The organism is Pseudomonas sp. PDNC002 (assembly GCF_016919445.1).
GTDB lineage: Bacteria > Pseudomonadota > Gammaproteobacteria > Pseudomonadales > Pseudomonadaceae > Pseudomonas.
The window spans coordinates 3,449,492-3,476,207 of record NZ_CP070356.1 but is presented as its reverse complement, the minus strand read 5'-3'; the positions used below and the strand labels follow the sequence as shown (position 1 = coordinate 3,476,207).

General features: G+C 65.6%; 26 protein-coding genes and 1 riboswitch. Of the genes, 15 read left to right on the top strand and 11 right to left on the bottom strand.

Annotation, left to right across the window (positions count from 1 at the left end; genetic code table 11):
* Positions 1-34 precede the first annotated feature (34 nt).
* The 3 genes from JVX91_RS16030 to JVX91_RS16020 all read right to left on the bottom strand — a co-directional run bounded on the left by JVX91_RS16030 (position 35) and on the right by JVX91_RS16020 (position 4,472).
* The gene (locus JVX91_RS16030; RefSeq protein WP_205335185.1) at positions 35-2,194 is read right to left on the bottom strand and encodes an ATP-binding protein; all 2,160 of its coding nucleotides are present in this window, start codon (positions 2,192-2,194) and stop codon (positions 35-37) included.
* Complete coding sequence (locus JVX91_RS16025) at positions 2,179-3,405, bottom strand: hypothetical protein (protein ID WP_205335184.1); 1,227 nt, start codon at positions 3,403-3,405, stop codon at positions 2,179-2,181. Before JVX91_RS16025 ends, JVX91_RS16030 begins: the two co-directional genes overlap by 16 nt.
* Before the next feature lie 260 nt (positions 3,406-3,665).
* Complete coding sequence (locus JVX91_RS16020; RefSeq protein WP_205335183.1) at positions 3,666-4,472, bottom strand: hypothetical protein; 807 nt, start codon at positions 4,470-4,472, stop codon at positions 3,666-3,668.
* Positions 4,473-4,745: 273 nt separating this feature from the next.
* Here JVX91_RS16020 and metH point away from each other — a divergent pair, with 273 nt between their 5' ends.
* From metH to JVX91_RS16000, 4 genes are all read left to right on the top strand, one after another.
* On the top strand, positions 4,746-8,438 hold the full coding sequence (gene metH, locus JVX91_RS16015; RefSeq protein WP_205335182.1) for a methionine synthase: 3,693 nt from the start codon (positions 4,746-4,748) through the stop codon (positions 8,436-8,438).
* Between the two features lie 86 nt (positions 8,439-8,524).
* A complete protein-coding gene (locus JVX91_RS16010) occupies positions 8,525-8,962 on the top strand; it encodes a hypothetical protein (protein ID WP_205335181.1) in 438 nt (145 codons plus the stop codon).
* Between the two features lie 42 nt (positions 8,963-9,004).
* Complete coding sequence (locus tag JVX91_RS16005) at positions 9,005-9,355, top strand: 50S ribosome-binding protein YggL (protein ID WP_205335180.1); 351 nt, start codon at positions 9,005-9,007, stop codon at positions 9,353-9,355.
* 89 nt (positions 9,356-9,444) lie between these two features.
* Positions 9,445-10,806 (top strand): FAD/NAD(P)-binding protein, encoded by a 1,362-nt coding sequence (locus JVX91_RS16000; RefSeq protein ID WP_205335179.1) that lies wholly within the window; start codon positions 9,445-9,447, stop codon positions 10,804-10,806.
* 98 nt (positions 10,807-10,904) lie between these two features.
* Here the strand turns inward: JVX91_RS16000 and JVX91_RS15995 are convergent, their stop codons facing one another.
* The 4 genes from JVX91_RS15995 to JVX91_RS15980 form a co-directional block, all read right to left on the bottom strand.
* On the bottom strand, positions 10,905-11,264 hold the full coding sequence (locus JVX91_RS15995) for a hypothetical protein (RefSeq protein ID WP_205335178.1): 360 nt from the start codon (positions 11,262-11,264) through the stop codon (positions 10,905-10,907).
* A 71-nt stretch (positions 11,265-11,335) separates the two neighbouring features.
* Positions 11,336-11,746, bottom strand: coding sequence for a hypothetical protein (locus JVX91_RS15990; RefSeq protein WP_205335177.1), 411 nt, complete (start codon positions 11,744-11,746; stop codon positions 11,336-11,338).
* A 17-nt stretch (positions 11,747-11,763) separates the two neighbouring features.
* Positions 11,764-12,294, bottom strand: a complete 531-nt coding sequence (locus tag JVX91_RS15985; RefSeq protein ID WP_205335176.1) for a GTP-binding protein — start codon at positions 12,292-12,294, stop codon at positions 11,764-11,766.
* Positions 12,291-12,893: a hypothetical protein gene (locus JVX91_RS15980; protein ID WP_205335175.1), complete on the bottom strand. Its 603-nt coding sequence runs from the start codon at positions 12,891-12,893 to the stop codon at positions 12,291-12,293. Before JVX91_RS15980 ends, JVX91_RS15985 begins: the two co-directional genes overlap by 4 nt.
* A gap of 125 nt (positions 12,894-13,018) precedes the next feature.
* A riboswitch (cyclic di-GMP riboswitch) is annotated at positions 13,019-13,106 on the bottom strand.
* A gap of 228 nt (positions 13,107-13,334) precedes the next feature.
* Here JVX91_RS15980 and JVX91_RS15975 point away from each other — a divergent pair.
* From JVX91_RS15975 to JVX91_RS15955, 5 genes are all read left to right on the top strand, one after another.
* Positions 13,335-14,660, top strand: coding sequence for an MATE family efflux transporter (locus JVX91_RS15975; protein ID WP_205335174.1), 1,326 nt, complete (start codon positions 13,335-13,337; stop codon positions 14,658-14,660).
* 37 nt (positions 14,661-14,697) lie between these two features.
* A complete protein-coding gene (locus JVX91_RS15970; RefSeq protein ID WP_205335173.1) occupies positions 14,698-14,913 on the top strand; it encodes a DUF2970 domain-containing protein in 216 nt (71 codons plus the stop codon).
* A 329-nt stretch (positions 14,914-15,242) separates the two neighbouring features.
* On the top strand, positions 15,243-15,737 hold the full coding sequence (locus JVX91_RS15965) for a PaaI family thioesterase (protein ID WP_205335172.1): 495 nt from the start codon (positions 15,243-15,245) through the stop codon (positions 15,735-15,737).
* Between the two features lie 249 nt (positions 15,738-15,986).
* Complete coding sequence (locus tag JVX91_RS15960) at positions 15,987-17,645, top strand: nitrite/sulfite reductase (protein WP_205335171.1); 1,659 nt, start codon at positions 15,987-15,989, stop codon at positions 17,643-17,645.
* Positions 17,629-18,132, top strand: coding sequence for a DUF934 domain-containing protein (locus tag JVX91_RS15955; RefSeq protein WP_205335170.1), 504 nt, complete (start codon positions 17,629-17,631; stop codon positions 18,130-18,132). The genes JVX91_RS15960 and JVX91_RS15955 overlap by 17 nt, the downstream gene beginning before the upstream one ends.
* 191 nt (positions 18,133-18,323) lie before the next feature.
* On the opposite strand, the gene JVX91_RS15950 is transcribed toward JVX91_RS15955, so the two are convergent.
* Positions 18,324-18,905, bottom strand: coding sequence for a TetR/AcrR family transcriptional regulator (locus JVX91_RS15950; RefSeq protein WP_205335169.1), 582 nt, complete (start codon positions 18,903-18,905; stop codon positions 18,324-18,326).
* 123 nt (positions 18,906-19,028) lie between these two features.
* On the opposite strand from JVX91_RS15950, the gene JVX91_RS15945 reads away from it, so the two are divergent.
* A complete protein-coding gene (locus tag JVX91_RS15945) occupies positions 19,029-19,466 on the top strand; it encodes a hotdog fold domain-containing protein (protein ID WP_205335168.1) in 438 nt (145 codons plus the stop codon).
* A gap of 11 nt (positions 19,467-19,477) precedes the next feature.
* On the top strand, positions 19,478-20,332 hold the full coding sequence (locus tag JVX91_RS15940; protein ID WP_205335167.1) for an alpha/beta fold hydrolase: 855 nt from the start codon (positions 19,478-19,480) through the stop codon (positions 20,330-20,332).
* Between the two features lie 21 nt (positions 20,333-20,353).
* Here the strand turns inward: JVX91_RS15940 and JVX91_RS15935 are convergent, their stop codons facing one another.
* Both JVX91_RS15935 and sohB read right to left on the bottom strand, forming a co-directional pair.
* Positions 20,354-21,346, bottom strand: a complete 993-nt coding sequence (locus tag JVX91_RS15935; protein ID WP_205335166.1) for a YhdH/YhfP family quinone oxidoreductase — start codon at positions 21,344-21,346, stop codon at positions 20,354-20,356.
* Positions 21,347-21,417: 71 nt separating this feature from the next.
* Positions 21,418-22,446 carry a protease SohB gene (gene sohB / locus JVX91_RS15930; protein ID WP_205335165.1) on the bottom strand — a complete coding sequence of 343 codons (1,029 nt, stop codon included), beginning with the start codon at positions 22,444-22,446 and terminating at the stop codon, positions 21,418-21,420.
* A gap of 211 nt (positions 22,447-22,657) precedes the next feature.
* Between sohB and JVX91_RS15925 the strand changes: the two genes are divergently transcribed.
* From JVX91_RS15925 to JVX91_RS15910, 4 genes are all read left to right on the top strand, one after another.
* Positions 22,658-23,368 carry a histidine phosphatase family protein gene (locus JVX91_RS15925; RefSeq protein ID WP_205335164.1) on the top strand — a complete coding sequence of 237 codons (711 nt, stop codon included), beginning with the start codon at positions 22,658-22,660 and terminating at the stop codon, positions 23,366-23,368.
* Between the two features lie 59 nt (positions 23,369-23,427).
* A complete protein-coding gene (locus tag JVX91_RS15920) occupies positions 23,428-23,739 on the top strand; it encodes an SCP2 sterol-binding domain-containing protein (protein ID WP_017519529.1) in 312 nt (103 codons plus the stop codon).
* A gap of 318 nt (positions 23,740-24,057) precedes the next feature.
* Complete coding sequence (locus tag JVX91_RS15915) at positions 24,058-25,125, top strand: phosphotransferase family protein (RefSeq protein WP_205335163.1); 1,068 nt, start codon at positions 24,058-24,060, stop codon at positions 25,123-25,125.
* A gap of 27 nt (positions 25,126-25,152) precedes the next feature.
* On the top strand, positions 25,153-25,920 hold the full coding sequence (locus tag JVX91_RS15910) for an SDR family oxidoreductase (RefSeq protein ID WP_205335162.1): 768 nt from the start codon (positions 25,153-25,155) through the stop codon (positions 25,918-25,920).
* 137 nt (positions 25,921-26,057) lie between these two features.
* On the opposite strand, the gene JVX91_RS15905 is transcribed toward JVX91_RS15910, so the two are convergent.
* Entirely contained in the window at positions 26,058-26,702 is a 645-nt protein-coding gene (locus tag JVX91_RS15905) for a hypothetical protein (RefSeq protein WP_205335161.1), read from the bottom strand.
* Positions 26,703-26,716 lie beyond the last annotated feature (14 nt).

Genomic DNA, 26,716 nt, shown 5'->3' with positions numbered 1-26,716 from the left:
CAACTCGCGAAGACTTAGGCTGCGCGCCTTTCGACTAGGGCGTGTCGCGCACCAGCGCGGCAAGCTCGTGGCGCAGCAGGAGCGGCAGCTCCTCGGGCTCGAACTGGCCGGCGAACAACGGCACGGCGAACACGTAGCCCTCGTCTCCGCGCTTGAGGACGAAGGCCAGTTGCAGTCGGGCCAGGGACTCCTTGAGCGCCACCGCGTCGACCTGCTCGCCGCACAACTCGACCAGTTGCGCCAGGCTGGTGTGGCCATGCCGGGCGGTGTGATAGACGAGGATGCGATCGAGGCGGCAGGCCGCGTCGTCCTGGCTCAGGCGGCCCCAGCCGGCCAGGGCGTCCTGCACCGCCTGGGACGCCAGGGCGCCCTTGAGTTGCAGCCGTTCGATCACCCGCGCACCGGGCGGCAGGGCTTCCAGGCATTCCTGGCAGAGGATCGCCACCAGGTTGGCGCGCTGTCCGCTGGCGTCCACCAGGTCCTCCAGCAGGGTATCGCTGGCGAATCCCAGGCGCAGGCGTGCCAGCGGCACACTGGCCAGGTCGCGGCAGGCTTCACGCTCCAGCGCACCGATGGTCAGTACCTCGCCGAAGTTGCGCAGCGGCGACTGGTAGTCCAGCACGGCGGTGGCATAGAGATCCCAGAAGCCGGCGAGCATGAACCAGCAGCGCCCTTCCTCGCTCAACGCGCGCAGGGTCGAGAGCTGCGGATAGCCGTGGGCGGCTTCGTCGCGGAAGAACAGGTCGGCCTCATCGATCAGCAGGAACAGGCGCTTGCCGGCATGGTGCGTGGCGATATGCGCGATGACGCTTTCCAGCGGGCTGTCCGCCGCCAGGCCGAATTGCAGGGCCAGGCGCGGCGAAAGGCGATGGTCGCGCAGTGAAACGTAGTGGCAGACCATCTGCGGATGGTCCTCCAGGCGTCGCTGCACGGCCTTGAGCAGGCTGCTCTTGCCCAATTGTCGCCCACCGACCACCAGGTAGTTGGCCGGTTCGCGGTTGAGCACCCGCGCCAGCAGTTGGTCGCGGCCGAAGAAGGAACTGGCGCGCACGACGCCACCGCGGGTCTGGTACGGCGAGATACGAGTCAGGCGCAGCTGCGCGGCCAGCGAGCGCAGCAGCAGTTCGCCCGGCTTGTCGGCGAGCAGCCAACGGGTCTGCTCGCGGGATTCGATGGCGACGCAGAGATTGGCCGTGTCGGCGCAATACGTCAGCAGCTGCGGCTGCCCTTCGCGCAGCAGCACCAGCATCACGTCGAGGCCGCTATGCGAGGTGCGCAGGTACTGGACGATGCGCGCCTCGTTCTCCTCCGCCGCCGGCACGTAGACCAGGCAGCGATCCAGGGACACCGGCACGTCGTCCGGAAGCTTCCATTCGAACACCCGTCCCGGCAGCGACCAGCCCCAGCTCACCTGGCAACTGGCGCCCAACGCAAGGGCCAGGGCCTGGACGCGCTGTTCGGCTTCGGCACCGGCGAAATCCAGTGCCTGCTGCCAACTGGCCGCCGAGACGCCGGCGGCGCGCAGCGTCGCCTTGCGCCGGCCCAGCAGGCCGAGCAGACGGTCCAGTCGGCGCAGGTCATCCGGTTCGGTGTCGAGCAGGCGCTGCGGGCGCAGCTGCACCGGCCCCAGCAACGGATGGCGGAACAGCAGGAGCAGCGCGGCGATGATGAACAGCAGCAGGCAGATCATGACCAGCCAGCGCAGGTTCTCCACCAGCGGGCTGTCGGCGGGTGCCTCGCCATCCTCCACCAGGCAACCGGACATCAGGTAGCGCTTGGGCACCGGCGGGCTACCGGGGTGGCAGCTCCACTCGCTGCTCTGCGGCGGCATGTCGACGATCACCTGCTTGCCGGCGAGGTCGCCCAGGTCGTCGCGATCGATGACGGTCATCACCAGGCGTTGCGGGACGGGCGACACCACCCTGAGGATCGGCGCCGAAAACGCCGGCGCGTGCGCCTGGATATCGGCGGGCCAGTGCCCCTCGACCATCTGCGCTTGCATCATCGCCGTGCGCCAGCCGGCCATTTCGCCGAAGAACTGCTCGAAGGCTTCGTTGCCCAGCGCGGCGTCGCGGGTGAACGGATTCAAACGCGGCGCCAGCACGGCGCTGGCCAGCAGGAAGGTCAGCGCCGCGATGATCAGCAGCCGGCGCGGCTTGACCGCGCCGCGCTGCCTGCTCAGACCTCGACGCATGCGTCCAGGACCTGCAGGCCGGTCTGCCGGATGATCTCGCAGCGCCAGGCCAGGCGCGCCGAGTCACCCTGGCCGCGGACCGTGATGAGGTTGTTCCAGAACAGCCGACGCAGCTCGCCGTCAGCCAGGTAGGGGCTGGCGCGGCCCAGATCGGTCGCTTCCAGCCGTTCGCGCAGGCGTTGGCGCGACGGCTCGGTCTCCGACAGCGGCAGGAAGGCCTGCCACAGGCGCGCACTGCCCGACAGCAACTCATGCAGCGCGCGGCGCGAATCGTTGCTCAGGCCGTCGTGCTGTACCAGCCACTCCAACCCCTCCTCCGCCAGCGCCGGGTGGCCACCGCAGCTTTCCAGCAATTCGCCCAGCATCGCCTGGTCGAAACGCCGTTCCGGCCAGCGGCGTTGCGCCAGCAGCGTCAGGTCGGCCAGGGTCAATTCGGACCAGTGGCTGACATGGGCGATATTCAGCAGCGACAGGTCGCCGCTGCGGTACTTCAGATCGGCCAGCCCTTCGCCGCCGCACAGCAGCAGGTGCAGGCGACCGCTGTGCATCTCGCTCAGGCTGCGCAGGATGCCGGCGAGCATCTCGCGCAGCTCCGGGGTGCCCTGTTCGAAACGGCTGACCAGGCAGAACAGGCGCTCGCCGGCCAGCAATCGGCGTTCCAGCGCGGCTTCGAACTCGTAGTCCGAGGCGACATCGGCGAAGCCGCACTGGCGGCCAATGGCAGCGAAGTAGTCGGCGCTCGCCGTGCTGGCGCTGAACGGCGGCTGGATGTGCAGCACCGACTGCTCGCCATAGATCGCCCGGGCACGCCCGAGCAGTTCCTGGCGGAAAGGCGGCTGCCCCCAGTGCGCCTGGGACAGCAGCAGGACGATGGGATAGGGAGTGAGCCGGCGCAGTTGGTCGAACAGCGATTCGATGTACGGCGCGAAGGGCACGCTACCGGCGGTCTCGACCTGCAGCGGGAACTCCTGCTCGAAACCGGCGGCGCTGAACAGGCGGTTGGTTTCCTGCTCGGTCAGGCGCAGGTAGCGGGCGCAGGCGATGAGCTTGTCACGGGACTTGGGATTGGGCAGCGACAGGCCATTGCGCCAATTGTTGACCGCTTCGCGGCTCAGGCCGATTTCCGTCGCCACGCCGGAGGCGCTGGCGCGAATGCGCCGCATATAGAGCGTCAGCAGTTGCGAGAACGCGTCCGTGTCCAATGTCGCCAATCCATAGCTCCTGTCCGGCGGCCAGCCGCGCCGGACACTCCATCCGCGCCGGTCTTGCAGTGCTGCCGGCTTCATGATCGGGCGAGCGACCCTGGCAGCGCGCCCACGGCGAGCAGGCAGATAGCCACTACCTGTTCGCCGCGCGCCAGCATACGCATGGCAAGGTTTTGCGCATAGATGGGTGCGACCGCGCTTCGCATTTTGCTGCGACGCGCTTCACATTTCCTGGGGACACGACTGCGGGACCGGAACACGACGGGTCAGTCGGCGCCCTGGGGCGACTCGGGCTCATCGCGGTCCTCGGTGAGATCGCTGTACTCGACCCAGCCGTAGAGCAGCGGCAGAACGATGGTCAGCACCACGCCGACGCCCAGCCACATCCAGAAGCCCTTGAAGAACACCAGCGCCAGCACGGTGAAGATCACCGCGTGCAGCAAGCCCTTGCCCATCTGCCAGAGCACCAGCCCGGTCTTGATCACGCCGCCGGGGCCCACGCCGGTTTGGCGCGCCACCTTGGCCAGTTCGGTGATGCCTTGCACCAGCGCCCTGGCCTTCTCCTCCTGCTCGCGCTCCTCCTCGATCAGCTTGCGCAGCGGCACCGGCCGCGCCACGCAGACGCTCGTGTCCTCGTCGCCCTCTTCCTGCGCGGCATCCAGCTGGGCGCTGACGAGCGGCTCGATCAGTGGCTCGCGATCGTAGAGATCGGAGCGGTTGACCAGCTTGCCATCGAGGAAATGGTGGCGCCGGGTCTCGCCGACCTGGCTATGGAACACCTCGATCACCGCCGCCCGCAGGCCGCGCTCGAACAGGTCCTGGAGCAGTTGCAGCGGCAGGTTGCTGCTCACCGAGGTATCGAAATCCAGGCGAATGTATTCCGGCTGGGCACTGAACTGCTGGTTGAACCACACGTCCTGCCAGATACCGGCCAGATCGACGCCCAGGCGCTGCTGGTACTCCAACGCCTTGTCCTGGTCATCGCGCATCAGGTTGACCAGCGTGAGCACGCACAGCTCGTGCGGTGCTTGTTCCTTGAAGAACAGCATCAGGGTGTTGGTGTTCTGCGACATGGGGCGTCTCCTTGGGCACTGGATTCCATTGGCGGGCGGCCGGTTACACGAACGTTCCTCACCTTGCCGCCCTGTGCCGTGAATTCTTCCAGCAAGCTCGCCGGCGGGCAGTTCCGGACTTGTCAGGTCCGGCCGGGGCGCGGTTGACAGGCTGTCAAGTCAGGGTGGCCGCCAACATGAGCGAAATTCATGGAAAACCGCGAACCACCGGAAAGCCGTGCAGCTTTGCTATCATCAGCGACCCTTTGTCACGCCTCTTCCTAGGTACCTCCGATGTCCGATCGCGCCGCTCGCCTGCAAGCCCTCCAGCAAGCCCTCAAGGAGCGCATCCTGATCCTCGACGGCGGCATGGGCACCATGATCCAGAGCTACAAGCTGCAGGAAGAGGACTACCGTGGCGCGCGCTTCGCCGACTGGCCGAGCGACGTGAAGGGCAACAACGACCTGCTGCTGCTCAGCCGCCCGGACGTGATCCAGGCCATCGAGAAGGCCTACCTCGATGCCGGCGCCGACATCCTCGAGACCAACACCTTCAACGCCACCCGCGTGTCCCAGGCCGACTACGACATGCAGGAACTGGCCTACGAGATGAACGTCGAGGGCGCGCGCCTGGCCCGTGAAGTGGCCGACGCCAAGACCGCCGAAACCCCGGACCGCCCGCGCTTCGTCGCCGGCGTCCTCGGCCCGACCAGCCGCACCTGCTCGATATCCCCGGACGTCAACGACCCCGGCTTCCGCAACGTCACCTTCGACGAGCTGGTGGAAAACTACAGCGAGTCCACCCGCGGCCTGATCGAGGGCGGCGCCGACCTGATCCTGATCGAGACCATCTTCGACACCCTCAACGCCAAGGCAGCGATCTTCGCCGTGCAGGGCGTCTATGAAGAGCTGGGCGTCGAGCTGCCAATCATGATCTCCGGCACCATCACCGATGCCTCCGGCCGCACCCTGTCCGGCCAGACCACCGAGGCCTTCTGGAACTCGGTGCGCCACGCCAACCCGATCTCCGTCGGCCTCAACTGCGCCCTGGGCGCCAAAGAGCTGCGCCCGTACCTGGAAGAGCTGGCGACCAAGGCCGGGACCCACGTCTCCGCCCACCCCAACGCGGGCCTGCCGAACGCCTTCGGCGAGTACGACGAGACCCCGGCGGAAATGGCGGTGGTCGTGGAAGAGTTCGCCGCGTCGGGCTTCCTCAACATCATTGGCGGCTGCTGCGGCACCACGCCGGGCCACATCGAGGCCATCGCCAAGGCCGTGGCCAAGTACGCGCCGCGCGCCATCCCGGATATCCCGAAAGCCTGCCGCCTGTCCGGCCTGGAACCCTTCACTATCGACCGCAACTCGCTGTTCGTGAACGTCGGCGAGCGCACCAACATCACCGGCTCGGCCAAGTTCGCCCGGCTGATCCGCGAGGAGAACTACGCCGAAGCGCTGGAAGTGGCGCAGCAGCAGGTGGAAGCCGGCGCCCAGGTGATCGACATCAACATGGACGAAGGCATGCTGGATTCGCAGGCGGCCATGGTGAAGTTCCTCAACCTGATCGCCTCCGAGCCGGACATCTCCCGCGTGCCGATCATGATCGACTCCTCCAAGTGGGAGGTGATCGAAGCGGGCCTGAAATGCATCCAGGGCAAGGGCATCGTCAACTCCATCTCCATGAAGGAAGGCGTCGAGCAGTTCAAGCACCACGCCCGCCTGTGCAAGCGCTATGGCGCCGCCGTGGTGGTGATGGCCTTCGACGAAGCCGGCCAGGCCGATACCCAGGCGCGCAAGGAAGAAATCTGCCAGCGCTCCTACGACATCCTGGTCAACGAAGTGGGCTTCCCGCCGGAAGACATCATCTTCGACCCGAACATCTTCGCGGTCGCCACCGGCATCGAGGAACACAACAACTACGCGGTCGACTTCATCGAGGCCTGCGCCTACATCCGTGACAACCTGCCCTACGCGCTGACCTCGGGCGGGGTGTCCAACGTGTCGTTCTCGTTCCGTGGCAACAACCCGGTGCGCGAGGCGATCCACTCGGTGTTCCTCTACTACGCCATCCAGAACGGCCTGACGATGGGCATCGTCAACGCCGGCCAGCTGGAAATCTACGACGAGATTCCCAAGGAGCTGCGCGACAAGGTCGAGGACGTGGTGCTCAACCGCAGCCCGGACGCGACCGAGGCCCTGCTCGCCATCGCCGATAACTACAAGGGCGGCGGCGCCACCAAGGAAGTCGAGAACGAGGAATGGCGCAGCCATAGCGTCGAGAAGCGCCTGGAACATGCGCTGGTCAAAGGCATCACCACTTATATCGTCGAAGACACCGAGGAGTGCCGGCAGAAGTGCGCGCGCCCCATCGAGGTCATCGAAGGCCCGCTGATGTCCGGCATGAACGTGGTCGGCGACCTGTTCGGCGCCGGCAAGATGTTCCTCCCGCAGGTGGTGAAATCCGCCCGCGTGATGAAGCAGGCCGTGGCGCACCTGATCCCCTTCATCGAAGAAGAGAAAGGCGACAAGCCCGAAGCCAAGGGCAAGATCCTCATGGCCACGGTGAAGGGTGACGTCCACGACATCGGCAAGAACATCGTCGGCGTGGTGCTGGGCTGCAACGGCTACGACATCGTCGACCTGGGCGTGATGGTCCCGGCGGAGAAGATCCTGCAGACCGCCCGCGAGCAGAAGTGCGACATCATCGGCCTGTCCGGCCTGATCACCCCGTCGCTGGACGAGATGGTCCATGTGGCCAAGGAAATGCAGCGGCAGAACTTCAGCCTGCCGCTGCTGATCGGCGGCGCCACCACCTCCAAGGCGCACACCGCGGTGAAGATCGACCCGCAGTACAGCAACGATGCGGTGGTCTACGTCACCGACGCCTCCCGCGCGGTGGGCGTGGCGACCACGCTGCTGTCCAAGGAAATGAAGCCCGAGTACGCGCGCAAGCTGCGCGAGGAGTACGCGGAAGTCCGCGAGCGCACCGCCAACCGCAGCGCGCGCACCGAGCGCCTGACCTACGAGCAGGCCATCGCCGCCAAGCCGAAGTTCGACTGGGCCGGCTACCAGCCGCCGGTGCCCTCGTTCACCGGCGTGAAGGTGCTCGATGACATCGACCTCAACGTGCTGGTCGAGTACATCGACTGGACGCCCTTCTTCATCTCCTGGGACCTGGCCGGCAAGTACCCGCGCATCCTCACCGACGAAGTCGTCGGCGAAGCGGCCACCAGCCTGTTCAACGACGCCCAGGCGCTGCTGAAGAAGCTGATCGACGAGAAGCTGATCAAGTCCCGTGCCGTGCTGGGCTTCTGGCCGGCCAACCAGGTGCACCACGACGACCTGGAAGTGTACGGCGACGACGGCCACAAGCTGGCCACCCTGCACCACCTGCGCCAGCAGACCATCAAGCCCGACGGCAAGCCGAACTTCAGCCTGGCCGACTTCGTGGCACCGAAGGACAGCGGCGTGAAGGACTACGTCGGCGGCTTCATCACCACCGCAGGCATCGGCGCCGAGGAAGTGGCCAAGGCCTACGAGGCCAAGGGCGACGACTACAGCGCGATCATGGTCAAGGCGCTGGCCGACCGCCTCGCCGAAGCCTGCGCCGAATGGCTGCACGAGCGCGTGCGCAAGGAATACTGGGGCTACCAGCCGGACGAGCACCTCGATAACGAGGCGCGGATCAAGGAGCAGTACGTCGGCATCCGTCCGGCGCCCGGCTACCCGGCCTGCCCGGACCACACCGAGAAAGGCACGCTGTTCCAGCTGCTGGACCCCAAGGGCCTGTCCGGTGTGACCCTGACCGAACACTACGCCATGTTCCCCGCCGCCGCCGTCAGCGGCTGGTACTTCGCCCACCCGCAGGCGCAGTACTTCGCCGTGGGCAAGCTCGACAAGGACCAGATCGAACGCTACAGCGCGCGCAAGGACCAGGAAATCGGCACCAGCGAACGCTGGCTGTCGCCGAACCTGGGCTACGACGCGTAAGGCGATTCCCCTGGCGCCGTGACCGGGCTTGCCCGGCACGGCGCAGGGCGGCAAGCTCCGGCCAATCACCGACCGGAGCCGGCGCCATGAACTATCCGCTTCAGGGAAGCTGCCACTGCGGCAACCTCGCCGTTCGCCTCGAACTCAGCCGCGATCCCGCCGACTACACACCGCGCGCCTGCGATTGCACCTTCTGCCGCAGACATGGCGCGGCCTACATTTCCGATCCCCACGGCAGGCTTGCCATTCATTGCCGGTCGGACGCCGATTCGCAGCGCTATCGCCACGGCAGCAGCACCGTCGATTTCCTGCTTTGCCGATGCTGCGGGGTATTGACCTGCGTGCTCTGGAAGGACGGCGGGATAACCTACGCTGCACTCAACGCCCAGATACTGGATAATCCCGTCACCCTGGGCGCGCCCCAACCGGCATCGCCGGCGCAATTGCCCTTGCCAGAGCGCAAGGAGCGCTGGCGCAAGCTCTGGTTCGCCGATGTGCGGATCACCCGGGACACCATGGATTGAAGCCGGCCACCCGCCGGACTTCCCCTGACGAGAGAAAGACAGATGAAATACCTCACCCCCGAACAGATGGCCAAACCGCGCAAACGCCGCCTGCAGAAGAAGCTGCGCCTGGGCGAGTTCCAGGAGTTCGGCTTCAGCCTCGAAGTGAACTACACCGGCGAGCTGGACGACGTGCTCGACCAGTGGATTGCCTTCGTCGAGTCCGAAGGCTGGGTCTTCGTCGGCGGCGCCACCGAAGATGGCGAGTTCACCGGCTACCTGTGCCTGAACAACGTCGGCAGCCTGACCGAGGCCGACCGTGAGACCACCCGCCTGTGGCTGGAAAAGCAGTCCTGGGCGAAATCCTTCGAACTGGGCGAGCTGAGCGACTGCTGGCACGGCCTGTTCGAGTAAGCGCTGCACCCGCCGAGGTCCTTGCCGGACCTCGGCGGACGGACTCGACAGCGTTGATTCATCACGGTTGTCTGCAAGGAGCAGGTTGCATGGAACACATCGCCATCATCGGTAGCGGATTCTGCGGCACGGCACTGGCCATCCAGCTGCTGCGCAACGCCAGGGGGCCGCTGCGGCTGTCCCTGATCAACCGCTCCGGACGCCTGGCCCGCGGCCTGGCCTATGGCACCCGCTCCGCCAGCCACATCCTCAATGTGCCGGCCGAGCGCATGAGCCTGTTCCCCGACCAACCGTCCGACTTCCTCGATTTTGCCCGCCGGCAGATGCCCGAGGCGAAACCCGGCGACTTCCTGCCCCGGCGCTTCTATGGCGACTACCTGCAGGACCGCCTCGGCCACGCTATCGCCGAAGCCGCCCCCGGCGTGCGCTTCAGCAGCCTGTGCCAGCACGTGCTGGAGCTGAGCGAGCATGGCGATCACCTGCGCCTGCTGCTGGATGACGGCCAGCCGCTGGAAAGCCGCAAGGTCATCATCGCCACCGGCAACTTCGCTCCCGCCACACCTTCGCCGCTGAAGACGCTGGAGCACGATCCCCGTTACCTGCGCGATCCCTGGACGCCGGGCGCCCTGGAGGCGATTCCCGCCGGCGCCAGCGTGCTGCTCCTGGGCACCGGGCTGACCATGTACGACATGGCGCTCGCCCTGCAGGACCAGGGTCACCAAGGGCCGCTGCAGGCACTGTCGCGCCGGGCGCTGCTGCCCCAGGCGCACCGTGACAACGCCAGCCATCCGCGGCTGCCGGAGCTGCCGGCATCCTTCCTCGGCGAGATGGGCCTGAACCAGCGGCTACGCAAATTGCGCACACTGATCCGCCAGGCGGCGCAGGACGGCCACGACTGGCGCGACCTGATCGCCGCGCTGCGCCCGGTCACACCACAGCTCTGGCAGGCCCTCGACGACACCGAGCGCGGCCGCTTCCTGCGCCACCTGCAGCCTTACTGGGACGTACACCGGCACCGCGCGGCACCGCCGGTGGCACAACGCATCCGCGACCTGCGCGAGAGCGGGCAGCTGAGCGTCCAGGCCGGCCGGGTCATGGCGGCGACGACGGCTCCGGACGGCATCGCACTGCAGATCCAGCGCCGTGGCGCGTCGCAGGCCACGACGCAACGCTTCGACTTCCTGATCAACTGCACCGGTCCGTGCACCAACCTGCGTACCGTCCGCGAACCCTTGCTGTGCGGCCTGCTCAAGCGCGGCGTGATCCACCAGGACACGCAGGGGCTGGGCCTGGACACCGACGCCGACTACCGGCTGCTGGACGCCCAGGGCGTGGCGCATCCGAACCTGCACCTGCTCAGCCCGATGCTGCGCGCCAGACACTGGGAAGCCACGGCGGTGCCGGAACTGCGCGGGCATGCGGCGCGCCTCGCCCAACTGCTGCTGGCCTGAACCCGCGTCGAGCTGAAACGAAACTGGCCCGAAAAGGGCCAGTCCGTGAACAGAACATCGGGCGAACCTCCCCTGCCCGCCCTGGTTCCTGCCGGGGTTCAGATCGCGACCTGCGCCTCGACCTCCTGCAGCTTGCGCCGGGCCAGCGCCAGGTTTGCCTTCACCTTGTCCAGCACGTAGTACATGAACACGCCTTCGTGCTTCGCCATCGGACGGATGATGTGGTACTGCCGGCCCAGGGTGATCAGGATGTCCTCGATCACGTCGTTGAGCGCCAGGGACTTCATGGTCTTGAGCTTGGCGCGGACCACCTCGGTGTTACCCGCGGCGGCCAGTTCCAGGTCCACGCCACCACCCGCCTGGCCCAGCAGCATGCCGCTCTTGGCGTCCACCACGGCCGACGCCAGGGCGCCGTCCAGGCTCAGCAGTTCGTCCAGCGATTGTTGCAGTGCAGCCATAGCGATTACTCCTTGAGTGCGCGTCCTTTTATGGATGCCCCGCGGTCGCGCCCGCCGCGAAGCCGTTTGTTTCAACCAGCCAGCGACAGATCCGCCAGCCGCGTTGCCATGCGCTTGGCCTGGTAGAGCACCTGGCCGAGCATTTCCTCGCGATGGGCCACCAGGTTGAGGATCATCGGGTGGCTCGGATGGGGAATGTCGACGATGACGATGAAACCCTCGTTGGCTTCGACGATCACGTTCTGGTGCGGGCCTACCTCGCTCTCCTGGCCGACCATCGCACCGAGCGCCGAGATCGAGCAGGCCATCGCCGCCAGCTTGGAGACTTCCAGCCCCTTGCCGGCGCGCGAGGCCACTTCGAAGCCGTCCGTGGTGGCGATCACCGCGGCGTTCAGCCTTCCGAGGCTGGCGCTGAGCTCGTCCAGCGCCTGCTCCGCATCCAGGCGCAGTCGTTCGGGCAGACCGGTCAGGGCGTGTTCCATCGTCGACTCCAGAGGCCTCAGGCCACCGTGCATTCCAGTTGCAGCAGGAGCAGGTCGAGCAGCATGCGCACCTGCTCGGCCTCGCGTACGTCCACTTCCACCACGGGGAAGGTGTGCCCCGCCCGGGCCAATGCGCTGGCGTAGTCGTCCAGGCCCGGACTGGGATGGCCCGGCAAGCGTCCGACACCGATCACGCAGGGGGCATCGGCGAGGCACTCGGCGAAACCATCCAGGTAAACCCGCAGGTCGCCCAGCGGGTCCGGCCGCGAGTTGTCGATCAGGATCACCAGGCCCAGCGCGCCGCGGGCGAGGATGCCCCACATGAAGGCGAAGCGCGCCTGGCCGGGAGTGCCGTAGAGGCGCAGGCGCTCGTCGGGGCCCAGCACCACTTCGCCATAGTCCAGGCCGACCGTGGTGCGCGCCTTGTCCAGGCTCGGGTCGTTGTTCTGCACATCGGTGCTCACCGGCTCGATGTCGCTGATGGCGGCGATGGCGGTGGTCTTGCCGGCACCCATGGTGCCGGTGAAGAGGATCTTGTACTCCCTCATCGGCCAGCCTCGGCGGCACTGTCCAGGCCCAGATGCCGACGGATACGCGCCAGCAGCCCCACCGGCGCCACGGCCTGACGCGGACTGGCGGCCGGCGCGGGCTCGCTGCGCAGCAACAGTTGCTGCGTGGCCATCAGACCGAGGAAGGTTTCAGCCACGGCACGGGGAGCGCCAGAGCGTTCGCACAGCTCTTCCAGGCTCATCGATCTTGCGCAGAGCAAGGTCGCGAGCCGCAGATAATGGGGATTGCCCTGCATCGAGGAAGCGGCGGGCCAGTGCTTCAGGCGCAGGGTTTCACCACTGCTCTCGGCGGGCCGATGGCCGATGGCGCGTGCCGCACGCTCCAGGCAATCGAATACTTCGCTGGCGCGCAATGGCCAGTGCACCCAGAGCGGATCGCCTGCCGCGATGCGCAACTGCACGCGGGGCTCACCTTCCTCCCCCTGGATCAGCAGATCGGCCTGGGCACCTTCGACATAAGCCCAACGCGCCAGCGTCCGGCCACTGAGCAGTCCGACAATCGACTTGAAGACCACCTGGTCCCGCGTGGCCATCCGGGCGAACCCGTAGGTGTACTGGACCTGATACGGCTGATTCATCGGCGCGCTCCCTTTGGCCAACCCACAACCATCAACCCGTACAGCGTTGATCAGGCGGCTCACCGGGACGTAGGAAGATTGCCGAGCGCGCGGCTCGCAGAAGGCACGGACGAACGTCCGGCCAGCTTGGCAACCCCGCGGTCATGGCCCTTCCGGGCTGTAGATCGGTGGCTTTGCGTCCCTGGCTTTCGCACAGGTTTGCCCTGGTCAATTGAGATTCAGCGTAGTACGCCGGCCCCCATCGCCAAGGCCGAAACGTGATGCACCTCACACAAATACCGGAAATTTCCGCAAGTGCTTTCCGCGTTTTACGCAGGTAGATTCCGATGAGAACGGAGCGTCGAGTTACCGCTTCGGCTAGGATTTCCTTCAGCGGCGCCTGACCGGCACAGGCGCGCCGAACTCCCACAACAGGCCGGAAGCACACTGCCCAGAGACGCCATGCTAGAGCGCCAGCGGTTCCAGAACATCCTCAGCCTGGGCCTGCCGATCATCGGCGGGATGCTCAGCCAGAGCCTGCTCAACCTGGTGGACGCAGCCATGGTCGGCCACCTCGGGGAGAAGTCCCTGGCCGGAGTGGGCATCGGCAGCTACGCGAACTTCGTCGCCATTTCCCTGGTGATGGGCCTGGGGGCGGGCGTACAAGCACTGGTGGCACGACGCCGCGGCGAGGGCCGGCAGCAGGACATGGCGGGGCCGCTCAACTGCGGCCTGCTGGTGGCATTGGGCCTGTCGCTGCCGATCACGCTGATCTGCCTGCTGTTTGCCGAGCCCATCATCCGCGCGCTGTCCCACGATCCCGACGTCCTCGCGGTTGGCGTCCCCTATTTCGAGTGGCGCGCGCTCTCGGTGCTGGCGGTGGGTCTGAATTTCTCCTTCCGCGGCTACTGGAACGGCACCCGACGCTCGGGCATGTACATGCGCACCCTGGTGGTCATGCACCTGGCCAACGCGGCGATCAGCTACAGCCTGATCCATGGGCTGTTCGGTCTGCCGCAGATGGGCGCGGTGGGCAGCGGGCTCGGCACCACGCTGGCGCTGTACATCGGCTCGGCGATCTACGCCTGGATCACCTGGCGCGATGCCCGCGTCCAGGGCTTCCGCCCCCAACTGCCGAGCGAGCGCGACATCCGCACCATGCTGCGCCTGTCACTGCCCAACTCGCTGCAACAGTTCTTCTTCGCCGCCGGCATCACCCTGCTGTTCTGGATCATCGCCCAGGTCGGCACCCGCGAGCTGGCGGTGGCCCACGTGCTGATCAACCTGGCGCTGTTCCTGATCCTCCCCGGCGTCGGCCTGGGCATGGCGGCCACCACGCTGGTCAGCCAGAGCATGGGCGAGCGCGACTTCGACAGCGCACACCGCTGGGGCTGGGACGTGGTGAAAGTAGCCGCGTGTGGGCTGGCGCTGCTGGGTGCGCCGTTCTGGATATTCCCCGGGGCCATCCTGGGCCTGTTCGTCAGCGACCCCGCACTGATCGAGCTGGGCCGCGTGCCGCTGATGCTCACCGGCATGGGCATGGTGATCGACGCCACGGCGCTGGTGCTGACCCAGGCGCTGCTTGGCGCGGGCGCGGTACGCACGGTGATGGCGGTCAGCCTGGGCAACCAGTGGTTGTTCTTCCTGCCGCTGGCCTACCTGGTCGGCCCGGTGCTGGGCGGTGGACTGCTGGCGATCTGGAGCATGCAGATCCTGCAGCGCGGGCTGTCCTCGGCGATCTTCGCGGTGATGTGGCAGAAGCGCCAGTGGACGCAAATCGAGCTTTAGCGCTGGGCTAGGCTTGAAAGCAAAGGAGGGACGAACGATGGATGAGCAACAGAACAAGCCACCGAGTTTCTGGCAGATGCTGCACAGCGTGCTGGCGGCGGCCTTCGGCGTGCAGAGCGGGCGCAACCGCGCGCGCGACTTCACCCACGGCAAGCCCAGTCACTTCATCGCCATGGGCATTCTCTTCACACTGGTCTTCGTGTTGCTGCTCTACGGGCTGGTGCAGCTGGTGCTGCATTTCGCCGGTATGTAGGAAGGTGGGCGCCGGGCGGGCCGCAGTGCGACCCGCCGGCACCGCTGTCACTGATGGCTGACCCAGAACACCGCGGTGGCAACCACCAGCAGGATCAGGATGAACGCGGCGCGGGCATCGACGACACTGTCACTGGTCTTGTTGGACGATTCTTCGCTCATGTTTCCCCCATTTTCTCGTTATTGGCTGAAGGACCACAGGCAAGAGTTAAGACCAGCTCCGCCCTCCCCTCAAGGCACCGTCCCTTTCCGCTTCGCCGCCAAAGCCGTTAGGCTGCGGTTTCGACACGATCCTGCAACAAGAACAAGCAAGTGGATTAAGGAAGGACCATGCACGTGGACTCACTGCAAGACACCGTCGCGCCGGAAGGCGTCTGCTATGGCTGCGGCGGCAGCAACCCGCACGGCCTGCACATCAAGAGCCGCTGGCACGAGGACGGCATCCACGTCGTCGCTGAGCATCTGCCCGAAGCCAAGTACTGCGGCTGGCCGGAACTGGTCTACGGCGGCCTGATCGCCATGCTGGTGGACTGCCATTCCAACTGGACCGCCATGGCCTACCACTACCGCGCCGAAGGCCGCGAGCCGGGCAGCCTGCCGCGCATCGACTGCGTCACCGGCAACCTAGGCATCAAGTACATCAAGCCGACGCCCATGGGCGTGCCGTTGACCCTCAAGGCCCACATCGAGGGCGAGGTCGGGCGCAAGAGCCGGATCATCTGCGAGGTCTACGCCGGTGATGTGCTGACTTGCGTCGGCGATTCGATCTTCGTTCGCGTCGATACCTCGCACCTGCGCGACGCCGCCCACGGCCGCGACACCTGATCGATAACCGCTGCGCCGCTGAAAAACCGCGGCGCAGAGCAGGACGATCACCTTGGCGCCAGCCGCCGCCACGCCTGTGTTTCAGGCCTGGCGCGGCTTAGATCCGAAAGTTCTCGCCATATACTCAAACATCACTTTTGCGCATATTCCCGAACTGGTATCGTGCGCCCCACTCCGCGTGGAGCGCGTTGCCGTGCGCGCTGGGAAACGCAGTACGCCTAAGCGCATAGCCTGACAGCAGGAAGATTCATGTACGTATATGACGAATACGATCAGAGGATCGTAGAAGATCGCGTCAAGCAGTTCCGCGATCAGACCCACCGTTACCTGGCGGGTGAGCTGACCGGCGAGGAATTCCGCCCGCTGCGTCTGCAGAATGGCCTGTACATCCAGCGCTATGCGCCCATGCTGCGTGTGGCCGTGCCCTACGGCCTGCTGTCCTCGACGCAGGTCCGCAAGCTGGCGCAGATCGCCCGTGACTACGACAAGGGCTACGCGCACATCAGCACCCGCCAGAACGTCCAGTACAACTGGCCGGAACTGGAAGACGTGCCGGAAATCCTCGCCGAGCTGGCCACCGTGCAGATGCACGCGATCCAGACCAGCGGCAACTGCATCCGCAACACCACCACCGACCAGTTCGCCGGCGTCGCCCGTGACGAACTCGTCGATCCGCGCCCCTGGTGCGAGATCATCCGCCAGTGGTCGACCTTCCACCCCGAGTTCGCCCACCTGCCGCGCAAGTTCAAGATCGCCGTCAACGGCGCCGTGAGCGACCGCGCCGCCATCGAGGTGCACGACATCGGCCTGGAAGCGGTGCAGAACGACGCCGGTGAACTGGGCTTCCGCGTTTCCGTCGGCGGCGGCCTGGGCCGTACCCCGATCGTCGGCAGCTTCATCAATGAATTCCTGCCCTGGAAGCACCTGCTGTCCTACCTGGACGCCATCCTGCGCGTGTACAACCGCTATGGCCGGCGGGACAACAAGTACAAGGCGCGCATCAAGATCCTGGTCAAGGCACTGACGCCGGAAGTCTTCGCCCAGCGGGTCGACGCCGAATGGGCGAACCTGAAGGACGGCCCGAGCACCCTGACCGACGCCGAACTGCAGCGCGTGGCCGCCCACTTCGTCGACCCGGCCTACCAGGCCCTGGAAGACCAGGACGCCGCCCTCGCCCAGCTAGACGCCGAACACCCCGGCTTCGCCCGCTGGCGCAGCCGCAATACCTTCGCCCACAAGAAGCCCGGCTATGTCGCCGTGACCCTGTCGCTCAAGCCCACCGGCGTGGCGCCGGGCGACGTCACCGACAAGCAGCTGGACGTGATCGCCGACCTCGCCGATCGCTTCAGCTTCGGCGAAGTGCGCAACAGCCATAACCAGAACATCATCCTCGCCGACGTCGAGCAGGCGCAGCTGTTCACCCTCTGGGGCGAATTGCGCGAGAGCGGTTTCGCCACCCCGAACGTGGGCCTGCTGACCGACCTCATCTGCTGCCCGGGCGGCGATTTCTGCTCCCTGGCCAACGCCAAGTCGATCCCGGTGGCCGAAGCCATCCAGCGTCGCTTCGACGATCTCGACTACCTGTTCGACATCGGCGACATCGACCTGAACATCTCCGGCTGCATGAACGCCTGCGGTCACCACCACGTCGGCCACATCGGCATCCTCGGCGTGGACAAGAAGGGCGAGGAGTTCTACCAGGTATCCCTCGGCGGTAGCGCCAGCCGCGACGCCAGCCTGGCACAGATCCTCGGCCCGTCCTTCGCCCAGGAGCAGATGGCCGACGTGATCGAGAAGATCATCAAGGTCTACGTTGAACAGCGCACCGATGAGGAACGCTTCCTCGATACCTACCGTCGCATCGGCATCGACCTCTTCAAGGAGCGCGTATATGCAGCGAATCATTAAGAACCGCGAGGTCGTCGACGACCGCTGGCACCTGCTGCCCAAGGACGCGACCCTGGAAACCGTGCCCAACTGCGACGACGTGATCATCCCGCTGAACCTGTGGCTGGAACACGGCCCGGCCCTGCGCGGCCGCGACGGCGGCCTGGGCGTGTGGCTGGATGCGGACGAAGAGCCCGAAGCCATCGCCGACGACCTGGGTAACTTCCAGGTGATCGCCGTGAACTTCCCCGCCTTCACCGACGGTCGCGGCTTCAGTACCGCGCGCCTGCTGCGCGAGCGCTTCGGCTACAAGGGCGAAGTGCGCGCCATCGGCGATGTCCTGCGCGACCAGCTGTTCTTCATGCAGAGCTGTGGCTTCGACGCCTACGCCATCCGCGCCGACCGCGACCCGCAAGCGGCGCTGGCTGGCCTGGACGACTTCAGCGAGGTCTACCAGACCTCGGTGACCCAGCCGCAACCGCTGTTCCGTCGCCGCCAATTGGCCTGATCCGGCAGAGCTGATTCAGCGACAAGAAAAAGCCCCGCATTGCGGGGCTTTTTCGTTTTCGGAGGGTTACGCGAATAGCTTGTTGTAGGAGCGGAGCTTCTCCGCGAAATCCCGGCAAAGCCGATACAGCCGTTCAGATAAGGACGCCGGCCTGCCGGCCGGATCGCGGAGAAGCTCCGCTCCTACAAGAGCTATGAGGCCCGCACGCTGTCCCAGGCGATCTGCGCCAGCTGATCCCGGCAATCGATCAGGTCCACCCGCGTGCGACCGGCCAGCCAGTTGCGCGCGTAGTCCTGGCTCGGCCCGATCACCACCGAATTGAACAGCTCCGGCGCAAGCTCCTTGAAGGCGCCGGCCTTGCGATGCTCGGCGAGCAGCCCGGCAATGCGGCGGCCCTGTTCGCGGTTGGCCTCGCGCAACGCCTCGCCCACTTCCCCCGCTTCGACGCGGCCTCGGCTGTGCAGGATGAAACGCGCCCACTCCGGGTTGGCCGCTACCCAATCGACGTAGCAGGTGACGAACAGCTTCACGCAGGCCTCCGCGCTCATTCCCTCCTCAATGCCGGCATCCAGCAGCGCTGCGTATTGACCGACACCCGTGAGGTACAGCGCGCCGATGATGCGCTCCTTGTTGCCGTAGTGGTGATACAGGCTGCCGATGCTGGCACCGGAGCGGTCGCGGATCATCTCGATGGTGGTGGCGTCCACGCCGGATTCGCTGAAGCAGGCCAGCGCGGCCTGGAGGATGTCGTCTTTGCGGGAAGGTCGGGCCATGGGGTTCCTGTTGGAAAAACCGCTCGAACAGAATTCTAGAATATTTTTCTAGAATTAATTTCTAGTCTTCGTATACTGCCTGGGCGCGCATCCATCTTCAATCCGCTTTGCCCCGGAGTTGCCATGAGTCAGATGATGCAAATGTACCAGCAGGCCGGCCCCGCGCAGTTCAGCGCCATGATCGGCCAGGTCGCCCCCTACTTCGCCAGCATCGCCCCGCAGTTCGTCGAGCTGCGCCCAGGCTACGCGGAAGTGACCTTCCCCAAGCGCCGCGAGGTGCTCAACCACATCGGCACCGTGCACGCCATCGCCCTGTGCAACGCCGCCGAACTGGCCGCCGGCACCATGACCGACGTGTCGATCCCCAAGGGCCGTCGCTGGATCCCCCGCGGCATGACCGTGGAATACCTGGCCAAGGCCGACGGTGACGTACGCGCCGTGGCCGATGGCCGCGCGGTGGACTGGAACCAGGAAGGCGACATCATCGTCCCGGTGCTCGCCTACGTCGGTGACAAGAAGGTCTTCCGCGCCGACATCACCATGTACATCAGCCAGGCCTGAGGGACCGCGCCATGATCACACCGCTTCCCCGCCCGCTGGACAACGGCAATGGCCAAAGCCTCTCCAGCCACTGGTACTACCCACCCGGCGAAGCCCGCGGAGCGGTGCTGATCGTTCCCGCCATGGGCGTCGAGCAGCGCTTCTACACGGCCTTCGCCAACTGGCTGGCCGAGCGTGGCTACCTCACAGTCACCTTCGACTATGTCGGCATGGGCAAATCCCGCGCCGGGCACCTGCGTGACCTGGACGTCAACATCGTCGCCTGGGGCAACCTGGATTGCAGTGCCATGCTCGACGCCGTGGTCGAGGCCGCAGGCGACCTGCCGGTGTACTGGATCGGCCACAGCCTCGGCGGGCAGATCCTGCCCTTCGTGCGTGGCACCGAGCGCATCCACCACGCCTTCACCATCGCCACCGGAAGCGGTTACTGGCGCGAAAACACCAAAGGCCTGCGGCACAAGGCCTGGCTGCTCTGGTACCTGCTGGCACCGACGATCACGCCGCTGCTGGGCTACTTCCCCGGCAAGCGCCTGGGTGTGGTCGGCGACCTGCCGCGCGGGGTGATCGAGCAATGGCGGCGCTGGTGCCTGGACCCGGAGTATTCGGTGGGCGCGGAAGGCGGTGCGGTGCGCGAGGCGTATTCCTCGGTAAGCACACCGATCACCTCCATCTCCTTCACCGACGACGAGATGATGTCCGGGCGCAATACCGAGTCGCTGCACGGTTTCTACCGTGGCTCGCCGAAGACTCTGAAGAGAATCGCGCCGGAGGATATCGGCGTGAAGCGCATCGGCCATTTCGGCTTCTTCCGAAGTCAGTTCGCCGATTCGCTGTGGGCGGATTACCTGCTGCCGGACCTGGGCTGATACCCAGGCCCGGCACGGGCATCAGTCCAGATTCACCAGCACCCGGCCGACCAGCTTTCCGGCGAGGATCTGATGAATGGCGGCCGGCAGTTCGTCGAGTTTGACCTCGCGGACGGCCGCTTCGAGGTTGTCGAGCTTCCATTGCAGGGACAGCTTGTCCCACATGGAAGCCTTGACCACCAGCGGCAGCTCCACCGAGTCCACGCCCAGCAGGTTCACGCCGCGCAGGATGAACGGCAGCACGGTGGCCTTGAAGGCGGCGCCGGCGGTCAGGCCGCAGCAGGCGACGCTGCCGCCGTACTGCAGCGACTTGACCACGTTGAACAGAATGTCGCCGCCCACGGTATCCACCGCACCGGCCCACTGCTCGCGCAGCAACGGCTTGTCGACGCCGTCGGAAACGGTGGCGCGGTCGAGGATCTGCCGCGCGCCCAGACGATTCAGCAGTTCGGCCTGCTCCAGCTTGCCGGTGGCGGCAGCCACGGTGTAGCCCAGTTGCGCCAGCAGCATCACCGCGATGCTGCCCACGCCGCCGGTGGCACCGGTGACCAGGATCGGGCCGGCGGACGGCGTGACGCCGGCGCGCTCCAGCTTGTCGACGCACAGCGCAGCGGTCAGGCCGGCGGTGCCGAGGATCATCGATTCGCGCAGCGACAGGCCCTGCGGGCGCTTGATCAGCCAAGCCGCGGGCACGCGGATGTACTGGCCGAAACCGCCCGGCGTGTTCATTCCCAGGTCATAGCCGGTAACGATAACTTCGTCGCCAGCGGCGAATTCGCCCACCGAGGACTCTTCCACCACGCCGGCGGCGTCGATGCCGGGCGTATGCGGGTACTTGCGGGTGACGCCACGGTTGCCGCTGGCGGACAGCGCATCCTTGTAGTTCAGCGAGGAATACTTCACCCGCACCAGCACTTCGCCCGCCGGCAGATCGGCAACCTGCCGCTCGGCCACCTGCAGGTCATGCACGCCGTGCGCGCTTTCCGTGACCCACAACGCCTTGAATGCACTCATCTCGACCCTCCTCTTTCGAATTCAGAACGGGCGCGATCCCAGCGCCCGACGCCCAATCATTGCCAGAAGAGTCACTGCCAGAAACGGCTGCGGCCCAGGCGGTCCCACCAGGTCACCAGCACGCGATCGATCACGCCGCTGACGCCCACGCCGAAGCGCTCCTGGATGGACTTCTTCTGCACATAACTGAGCTGGTAGACATCCGCCTCGCGGGCGCGTTCGGCCAGGTATTCGTCACTGGTCTTGAGCTCGTCGACCAGTTTCTTGCCCAGCGCCGCCTGGCCCAGCCAGACCTCGCCGGTGGCGATCTCGTCGATGGCCAGTTGCGGGCGATAATGAACGACGAAGCGCTTGAACAGTTCATGGGTGGTTTCCAGGTCTTCCTGGAACTTCTCGCGACCCTTGTCGGTGTTCTCGCCGAACACGGTCAGGGTGCGCTTGTACTCGCCAGCGGTGAGCACCTCGAAGTCGATGTCGTGCTTCTTCAGCAGACGATTGACGTTGGGCAGCTGCGCCACCACGCCAATGGAGCCAAGAATGGCGAACGGCGCAGACAGGATGCGCTCGCCGATGCAGGCCATCATGTAGCCGCCGCTCGCCGCGACCTTGTCGACGCAGACGGTCAGCGGCACGCCGGCCTGGCGGATGCGCGCCAGCTGGGATGCGGCCAGGCCATAGCCATGGACCATGCCGCCGCCGCTCTCCAGGCGCAGTACCACTTCGTCGCGCGAGGTGGCCAGGGTCAGGAGCGCGGTGACTTCATGACGCAGGTGCTCGGTGGCCGAGGCCTTGATGTCGCCATCGAAGTCGAGCACGTAGACGCGGCTCTTCTCGCCGCCCTTCTTCTTTTTCGCGTCCTTCAGGCTTTTCGCCTCGGACTTGCGCAGGGCCTTCAGCTTGGCCTTCTCCAGCACACTGTGCTGCAGGCGCTCGCGCAGCTCCTTGTAGAAGTCGTTGAGCTTGTGCACCTCCAGGTGCCCGCTGCCACCACGACGGCCGCGACCGCGCAATGCGGCGATCACGACCAGGACGATGACGATGGCCACCACCACGGTGAAGGTCTTGGCCAGGAAACCTGCGTAATCCGCTAGAAACTCCACTCACATCCCCTTTTACAATTCTGTTCGCGCACGCGAGACAAGCGCTGTGAATCCCGCAAGCATACCCACGCCGCCGGCCCGCCACCAGCGCTGGCAAACCGCTGTATCAGTCCAGCGAATAGCATTCAAACAAGCGTATGTTTTTTCGTTGACAGCCCCAGGTGATCCTCATAACCTCGCCGGAACTTTCAGCCCTGCCGGGATACTGCGCGTGGGAAGCATCTACCTGATTCGACATGGCCAGGCTTCGTTCGGTGCCGACGATTACGATGTGCTCTCGGACACCGGCGTGCGCCAGGCACAAATCCTTGGCGAGCACCTGGCCAGCCTGGGCCTGCGCTTCGATCGCTGCGTCGCCGGCGACCTGCGCCGCCAGCGTCATACCGCCGAAGCGGTGATGGGCCGGCTGAACGAAGCGGGGATCGACACGCCAACCCTGGAAATCGATTCCGCCTTCAACGAATTCGAAGCCGACGCAGTGATCCGCGCGCACCTGCCGGACCTGCTGGAAATCGAGCCGCAAGCCCTGCACATCATGCGCAACGCCGCCGACCACCGCGCCGAATTCCAGCGCCTGTTCTCCACCGTGATCGCCCGCTGGGTTTCCGGCGACCACGACAAGGATGGGCTGGTCAGCTGGGCCGAATTCCTCGACACCGTGCACGGCGGCATGAAGCGCCTGCTGGAGTCGGCCAGCGGCAAGGACAACATCGGCGTATTCACCTCCGGCGGCACCATCACCGCGGTACTCCAGCAGGTGACCGGCATTCCGGCGCTGAACGCCTTCGAGCTCAACTGGCAGATCGTCAACACCTCGCTCAACCGCCTGAAGTTCCGCGGCAGCGAAGTGGCCCTGGCTTCCTTCAACAGTCACGTGCATCTGGAACTGTTGAAGGCGCCGGAACTCATCACCTATCGTTGAGTACCGGCCCATTGCGGCGCCGAGCGTCGCGCGAGAAAACCTAGAAAAGGAATAGAACCATGAGTGTTGCTGACATCGTTTCCACCATGAAGAGCAAGTTCAACGCCAGCGCGGCCGCCGGCCTGGATCTGGTGTTCCAGTTCAACATCGAAGACGGCGACAACCACTACCTGGTCGTCAAGGACGGCACCTGCGAAGTCGTACAGGGCGACGCCGAGTCCCCCAACGTCACCCTGATCATGGACAGCGAGACCCTCAAGGGCATCACCAGCGGCGAAACCGACGGCATGCAAGCCTTCATGGCTGGCAAGCTGCGCGCCGAAGGCGACATGATGCTGGCGATGAAGCTGGGCGAACTGTTCCCGGTCTGATCCGAGAGAACCTGCCCACGCAGCATGAAAAACCGGAGTCCCTGGCTCCGGTTTTTTTATGCCTGCGCCCCGCTCTGGCCCGCGAATCAGGCAGCTTGATCGGGGTGCAACACGGACGCCAATAACGTCCTATCGTGCTTGTGAGCGGCAGAGGCCGACATTAGATTAGCCAATGATCACCCGGCGCCATCATTGCCCTGCCTGATTCAGCCATTACCCATCAGGCAAGAGCACGACGCCACCTTGCGCGCCACCCTTGCCCGCCGCCTTCGCTGCGGTGCGATGACCCGTACAAGCCCAGTACAAGAAGGGACCAGCATGTCGTTGACCGACCAGACCATCCGCTCCCGCGAAGGCGAAGAACTCGATGCCGCCGTGATCGACGGCTACCTCAAGGACCACATTCCCGGCCTGCAGGGCCAGCCGCGCATCAGCCAGTTCCCCGGCGGCGCGTCGAACCTGACCTACCTGATCCAGTACGACAACCAGGAACTGGTCCTGCGCCGCCCGCCGTTCGGCAAGAAGGCCAAGTCGGCCCACGACATGGGCCGCGAGTACCGCATCCTGAACCAGCTCAAGGACGGCTTCCCCTACTGCCCCAAGGCGTACGCCTACTGCACCGATGAATCGGTGATCGGCGCTGAGTTCTACGTCATGGAGCGGGTCAACGGCATCATCCTGCGCAGCGACCTGCCCAAGGAGCTGAACCTCGATGCCGAGAAGACCACCGCCCTTTGCAAGAGCTTCATCGACAAGTTCGTCGACCTGCACAACGTCGACTACAACGCCTGCGGCCTGGGTGACCTGGGCAAGCCCGAGGGCTACGTGCAGCGCCAGATCGGCGGCTGGATCGATCGCTACGAGAAGTCCCTGACCCCCGACGCGCCGGCCTGGGAACAGGTGAAGGTATGGCTGCGCGAGAAGATGCCGGCCGACCACCACAAGCCGGGCATCGTGCACAACGACTATCGCTTCGACAACGTCATCCTCGACCCGAACAACCCGATGCAGATCATCGGCGTGCTCGACTGGGAGATGACCACCATCGGTGATCCGCTGATGGACCTGGGCAACACCCTCGCCTACTGGATCGAAGCGGGCGACCCGCAGCCGATGCAGATGCTGCGCCGCCAGCCCAGCCACGAGCCGGGCATGCTGACCCGCCAGCAGTTCGCCGACTACTACGCCGAGCGCGCCGGCATCCAGATCGACAACCTCGATTACTACTACACCTACGGCCTGTTCCGCCTGGCCGGCATCATGCAGCAGATCTACTACCGCTTCTTCCACGGCCAGACCCAGGACAAGCGCTTCGCCACCTTTATCCACGCCAACAAGCTGCTGGAACAGGTGAGCCTGCAGGTCATCGGCAAGTCCCGCCTGTAACGGCGCTAGAGAATAAGGAGAACTCCCATGTCCAAGACCCAACTGTTCGACCTCGACGGCAAGATCGCCTTCGTTTCCGGCGCCAGCCGCGGCATCGGCGAAGCCATCGCCAAGCTGCTGGCCCAACAGGGCGCCCACGTGATCGTATCCAGCCGCAAGATCGATGGCTGCCAGGCCGTGGCTGACGAGATCAATGCCGCCGGCGGCAAGGCCACCGCAATCGCCTGCCACATCGGCGAGATGGAACAGATCCAGGCCGTCTTCGCGCAGATCCGCGAGCAGTTCGGCCGCCTGGACATCCTGGTCAACAACGCCGCCACCAACCCGCAATTCTGCAACGTGCTGGACACCGACCTGTCGGCCTTCCAGAAGACCGTCGACGTGAACATCCGCGGCTACTACTTCATGTCCATCGAAGGCGGCAAGCTGATGAAGGCCAATGGCGGCGGCAGCATCATCAACGTCGCCTCGGTCAACGGCGTCACCCCGGGCGAGTTCCAGGGCATCTACTCGGTGACCAAGGCTGCGGTGATCAGCATGACCAAGGTCTTCGCCAAGGAATGCGCGCAGTTCAACATCCGCTGCAACGCTCTGCTGCCGGGCCTGACCGACACCAAGTTCGCCTCGGCGCTGGTGAGCAACGACGCCATCCGCAACGTTGCTCTGCAGCGCATCCCGCTCAAGCGCGTAGCCGACCCGAGCGAAATGGCCGGCGCCGTGCTGTACCTCGCCAGCGATGCCTCCAGCTACACCACCGGCGTAACGCTGAACGTGGACGGCGGCTTCCTCGCGTAAGGCTTTTCGCGGAAACGAAAAAGGGAGCCGATTGGCTCCCTTTTTCATAGGTGTGAAATATCAATTCACGTAGGAGCGGACTCCGTCCGCGATCGGCATCCGCCGTGAAGAAATCGCGGATGAATCCGCTCCTACACTCACTGCCAATCCTTGAGCGCCTGGATCGCCGCGGCATTCATCGGCTCCGCCGTCAGCCCACCCGCGCCATAGCGCACGGCGAACACCGCCTGATCGGCCATCGGCAGGTAATTCACCCTGCCCGCCTTTGGCACGAAGGTCAGCAGGTCGTGCTGGCCGTCCCGCAGCCAGCGCCAGAGGTCGATGCCCAGGATATCGGAAGCCAGCGGTACCTTGCGCCCCATGGCCTGCTGCTCCACGGCCAGGAAGCGGCCGCTGAGGTCCTGCAGGCGATAGCCCGGCGCCAGGCCGATCAGCCGCGCCAACCCCTTCCACTCCAGGACACGGGTATCCAGTTGCCAAAGATCGCCGGCCAACTCGACACGGCGCTCCTGCGCGCCTTCGAGCAGCGTCACCTCGAAGCGCTGATCCGCCACCCGGTGGAAACTCAGCGTCGCCAGGGGGCGATCCTGGGGCAGCGGCTCATAGCTGCGCAGATCCCAGGCCACCAGCGCCACCAGCACGGCGAGTGCGCCGAACAACAGGCCGGCGGTGCCACGCAGCCAGCCGAGGAACCAGTGACGGTCGAACAGAATGCGCGCCGCCAGCAGCAGAGCCAGCAACGCCAGGAAGGCCACGACCCAGGCCAGACCGTCGTACTGCATCGAATGAGTTCCTT

What these genes read in the sequence shown, in the direction of transcription:
- JVX91_RS16030 (WP_205335185.1), bottom strand. Translation starts at nt 2,194, where the DNA reads ATGCGTCGAGGTCTGAGCAGGCAGCGCGGCGCGGTCAAGCCGCGCCGG.
- JVX91_RS16020 (WP_205335183.1), bottom strand. Translation starts at nt 4,472, where the DNA reads ATGTCGCAGAACACCAACACCCTGATGCTGTTCTTCAAGGAACAAGCA.
- metH (WP_205335182.1), top strand. Translation starts at nt 4,746, where the DNA reads ATGTCCGATCGCGCCGCTCGCCTGCAAGCCCTCCAGCAAGCCCTCAAG.
- JVX91_RS16010 (WP_205335181.1), top strand. Translation starts at nt 8,525, where the DNA reads ATGAACTATCCGCTTCAGGGAAGCTGCCACTGCGGCAACCTCGCCGTT.
- JVX91_RS16005 (WP_205335180.1), top strand. Translation starts at nt 9,005, where the DNA reads ATGAAATACCTCACCCCCGAACAGATGGCCAAACCGCGCAAACGCCGC.
- JVX91_RS16000 (WP_205335179.1), top strand. Translation starts at nt 9,445, where the DNA reads ATGGAACACATCGCCATCATCGGTAGCGGATTCTGCGGCACGGCACTG.
- JVX91_RS15995 (WP_205335178.1), bottom strand. Translation starts at nt 11,264, where the DNA reads ATGGCTGCACTGCAACAATCGCTGGACGAACTGCTGAGCCTGGACGGC.
- JVX91_RS15990 (WP_205335177.1), bottom strand. Translation starts at nt 11,746, where the DNA reads ATGGAACACGCCCTGACCGGTCTGCCCGAACGACTGCGCCTGGATGCG.
- JVX91_RS15985 (WP_205335176.1), bottom strand. Translation starts at nt 12,294, where the DNA reads ATGAGGGAGTACAAGATCCTCTTCACCGGCACCATGGGTGCCGGCAAG.
- JVX91_RS15980 (WP_205335175.1), bottom strand. Translation starts at nt 12,893, where the DNA reads ATGAATCAGCCGTATCAGGTCCAGTACACCTACGGGTTCGCCCGGATG.
- JVX91_RS15975 (WP_205335174.1), top strand. Translation starts at nt 13,335, where the DNA reads ATGCTAGAGCGCCAGCGGTTCCAGAACATCCTCAGCCTGGGCCTGCCG.
- JVX91_RS15970 (WP_205335173.1), top strand. Translation starts at nt 14,698, where the DNA reads ATGGATGAGCAACAGAACAAGCCACCGAGTTTCTGGCAGATGCTGCAC.
- JVX91_RS15965 (WP_205335172.1), top strand. Translation starts at nt 15,243, where the DNA reads ATGCACGTGGACTCACTGCAAGACACCGTCGCGCCGGAAGGCGTCTGC.
- JVX91_RS15960 (WP_205335171.1), top strand. Translation starts at nt 15,987, where the DNA reads ATGTACGTATATGACGAATACGATCAGAGGATCGTAGAAGATCGCGTC.
- JVX91_RS15955 (WP_205335170.1), top strand. Translation starts at nt 17,629, where the DNA reads ATGCAGCGAATCATTAAGAACCGCGAGGTCGTCGACGACCGCTGGCAC.
- JVX91_RS15950 (WP_205335169.1), bottom strand. Translation starts at nt 18,905, where the DNA reads ATGGCCCGACCTTCCCGCAAAGACGACATCCTCCAGGCCGCGCTGGCC.
- JVX91_RS15945 (WP_205335168.1), top strand. Translation starts at nt 19,029, where the DNA reads ATGAGTCAGATGATGCAAATGTACCAGCAGGCCGGCCCCGCGCAGTTC.
- JVX91_RS15940 (WP_205335167.1), top strand. Translation starts at nt 19,478, where the DNA reads ATGATCACACCGCTTCCCCGCCCGCTGGACAACGGCAATGGCCAAAGC.
- JVX91_RS15935 (WP_205335166.1), bottom strand. Translation starts at nt 21,346, where the DNA reads ATGAGTGCATTCAAGGCGTTGTGGGTCACGGAAAGCGCGCACGGCGTG.
- JVX91_RS15920 (WP_017519529.1), top strand. Translation starts at nt 23,428, where the DNA reads ATGAGTGTTGCTGACATCGTTTCCACCATGAAGAGCAAGTTCAACGCC.
- JVX91_RS15915 (WP_205335163.1), top strand. Translation starts at nt 24,058, where the DNA reads ATGTCGTTGACCGACCAGACCATCCGCTCCCGCGAAGGCGAAGAACTC.
- JVX91_RS15910 (WP_205335162.1), top strand. Translation starts at nt 25,153, where the DNA reads ATGTCCAAGACCCAACTGTTCGACCTCGACGGCAAGATCGCCTTCGTT.
- JVX91_RS15905 (WP_205335161.1), bottom strand. Translation starts at nt 26,702, where the DNA reads ATGCAGTACGACGGTCTGGCCTGGGTCGTGGCCTTCCTGGCGTTGCTG.